We start from the raw sequence: 2700 nt of genomic DNA, 5'->3' as shown, positions 1-2700 counted from the left end.
CAGCTTCACCTCGATGCCGCCTTCCTTCACCTCGGTCACTTCGCAGGTGACGATGGCGCCCTTCTTCAGGTCGCCCGCCTCAGCGAAGGGATCGCCGGCAAGCTGCTTGATGCCGAGGGAGATGCGCTCCTTCTCGACGTCAACATCGAGCACCACCGCCTTGACGACTTCGCCCTTGCGGAATTCCTCGATGACCTGCTCGCCCGGACGGTTCCAGTCGAGATCCGACAGGTGAACCATGCCGTCCACGTCGCCGTCGAGACCCAGGAACAGACCGAACTCGGTCTTGTTCTTGACCTCGCCTTCGACCACCGAACCGATCGGGTACTTCTCGACGAAGGACTCCCACGGGTTCGACAGGGTCTGCTTCAGGCCCAGCGAGATGCGGCGCTTCACCGGATCCACCTCGAGGATCATCACTTCCACTTCCTGAGAGGTGGAGACGATCTTGCCGGGGTGGACGTTCTTCTTGGTCCACGACATCTCGGAGACGTGGATGAGGCCTTCGATGCCCGGCTCCAGCTCGACGAACGCGCCGTAGTCGGTGATGTTGGTGACGCGACCCTTGAAGCGGGCGTTCACCGGATACTTGGCCTCGATGCCTTCCCACGGATCGGCGAGCAGCTGCTTCATGCCGAGCGAGATGCGGTGCGTCTCGTGATTGACGCGGATGATCTGCACCCGGACAGTCTGGCCGATCGACAGGATCTCGGAGGGATGGTTGACACGGCGCCATGCCATGTCGGTCACATGCAGCAGGCCATCGATGCCGCCGAGGTCGACGAACGCACCGTAATCGGTGATGTTCTTGACCACGCCTTCGATGATCTGACCCTCTTCGAGGCTCTGCACCAGCTCCGAACGCTGCTCGGCGCGGGTCTCTTCGAGAACGACGCGACGCGAAACGACGATGTTGCCGCGGCGCTTGTCCATCTTGAGGATCTGGAACGGCTGCGGGGTGTGCATCAGCGGGCCGACATCGCGCACCGGGCGGATATCGACCTGCGAACGCGGCAGGAAGGCCACGGCGCCGTCGAGATCGACGGTGAAGCCGCCCTTGACCTGATTGAAGATCTGGCCGGTGACCTTTTCGCCCTTCGTGAAGGCGACTTCGAGGCGCACCCAGCTCTCTTCGCGGCGGGCCTTCTCGCGCGACAGCACGGCTTCGCCGAGGGCGTTCTCGACGCGCTCGAGATAGACTTCGACTTCGTCGCCCACATTGAGCTGCCCGTCACGGGCACGGGCGCCGAACTCCTTGAGCGCAACGCGCCCTTCGACCTTCAGGCCGACGTCGATGACGGCGAGGTCCTTTTCGATCGCAACGATGGTGCCCTTGACGACGGACCCTTCGTGCATCTCGGACTTGGAGAGCGACTCGTCGAGAAGCGCGGCAAAATCGTCGCGCGAGGGATTGAGCGAGGCCATTAAAGCTCCTGAAAGTGCCGGCGCTGGTGTTTGTGGGTCGCGCGCTCTGTCTGCCGGGCCCGGTCTCGTTTCGGGCCGCCGCTCCGTATCCGCGGAGCGGGCCGGCACATGCGGCAGGCGAACGCGCGTTTCTTTGCCGGCAGCCGCCCGCATGGCAGCCGCCGCCGGCGCGGATATACAGTTTCCGCCGGCAACGGACAAGGCGCGCGGGGGCCGGAATCGCACGAATCCCGCCGCGCCGCGCGGTTTTTCCGCCCGCAGGCGCCGTGCCGGTGCCCGGGCGGTGTTCCGTGCCGCTGCGGCCGGCCCGGTCCGCAGCGCTCAGCCGAGCCGCTGCTGCACGAGGGCGAGCGCCGCGGCAAAGGCGGCATCGGCATCGAGCGCGGTGGTGTCCAGCACCGCGGCGTCGCCGGCCGCCTTCAGCGGCGCGCTGGCGCGGGTGCTGTCGCGCTCGTCGCGGCGCCGGAGATCGGCAAGGATGGCGTCATAATCGGCGGCAAGGCCGCGGCCGGCCATCTCCGCCGTGCGCCGCCGTGCGCGCTCGCCGACATCGGCGGTGACGAACAGCTTCGCCGCGGCCTCCGGAAACACCACGGTGCCGATGTCGCGCCCGTCCAGCACGGCGCCGGGGGCGGTGCGGCCGAAGGCGCGCTGCGCCTCCAGCAGCGCCGCGCGCACGCCCGGCATGGCGGCAACCCGCGAGGCCGCCTCGCCCACCTCATGGCGCGAAAGGGCCTCGCGGTCGAAGCCGCCGAGGTCGAGGCCGCGGGCGGCGGCCTCTGCGGCGGCGGCATCGCCGAGGTCGAGCCCGCCGGCCAGCACAGCGGCGCCCACGGCCCGGTAGATCAGGCCGGTATCGAGGTGCCTCAGGCCGAAGTGGGCGGCCAGCCGGCGCGCAAGGGTGCCCTTGCCGGAAGCCGCCGGGCCGTCGATGGCGATGATGAGCGGGCCTGCCATGGCCTCAGCCCTCCGCCGCAAAGCGGGCGCCGAGCCCGGTCATGAGGCTATGGAAGGTCGGGAACGAGGTGGCGATCATGGCCGTGTCGTCCACGATCACCGCCCGCTCGGCGGCAAGGCCCATCACGAGGAAGCTCATGGCGATGCGGTGGTCGAGGTGGGTTTCGACCCGCCCGCCGCCGATGGCGCCGGTGCGGCCCGTCACCCGCAGCCAGTCCGGCCCGGCCGCGTGCACCACGCCGTTGGCGGCAAGGCCGGCGGCCACCGCGGCAAGGCGGTCGCTCTCCTTCACGCGCAGTTCCTCAAGGCCCTCCATCA

At 68.6% G+C, this 2700-nt stretch carries 2 protein-coding genes and 1 pseudogene; all 3 read right to left on the bottom strand.

What is annotated here, in order from left to right; all coding sequences use genetic code 11:
- A partial coding sequence (gene rpsA / locus V7067_RS17220; protein WP_334177114.1) for a 30S ribosomal protein S1 occupies positions 1 to 1425 on the bottom strand: 1425 nt, incomplete at its 3' end.
- A gap of 321 nt (positions 1426 to 1746) precedes the next feature.
- The gene (gene cmk / locus V7067_RS17215; protein WP_334177113.1) at positions 1747 to 2382 is read right to left on the bottom strand and encodes a (d)CMP kinase; all 636 of its coding nucleotides are present in this window, start codon (positions 2380 to 2382) and stop codon (positions 1747 to 1749) included.
- Positions 2383 to 2386: 4 nt separating this feature from the next.
- Positions 2387 to 2700, bottom strand: a pseudogene (locus V7067_RS17210) (3-phosphoshikimate 1-carboxyvinyltransferase); the annotation flags it as partial.

Origin of the sequence: Pseudoxanthobacter sp., assembly GCF_036822375.1 — a bacterium.
In the GTDB taxonomy this organism is placed as follows: Bacteria; Pseudomonadota; Alphaproteobacteria; order Rhizobiales; family Segnochrobactraceae; genus Pseudoxanthobacter.
This window is presented reverse-complemented; position numbering and strand designations above follow the sequence as displayed.

Coding starts and splice junctions, on each gene's coding strand:
- cmk (WP_334177113.1), bottom strand. CDS start 2,382: ATGGCAGGCCCGCTCATCATCGCCATCGACGGCCCGGCGGCTTCCGGC.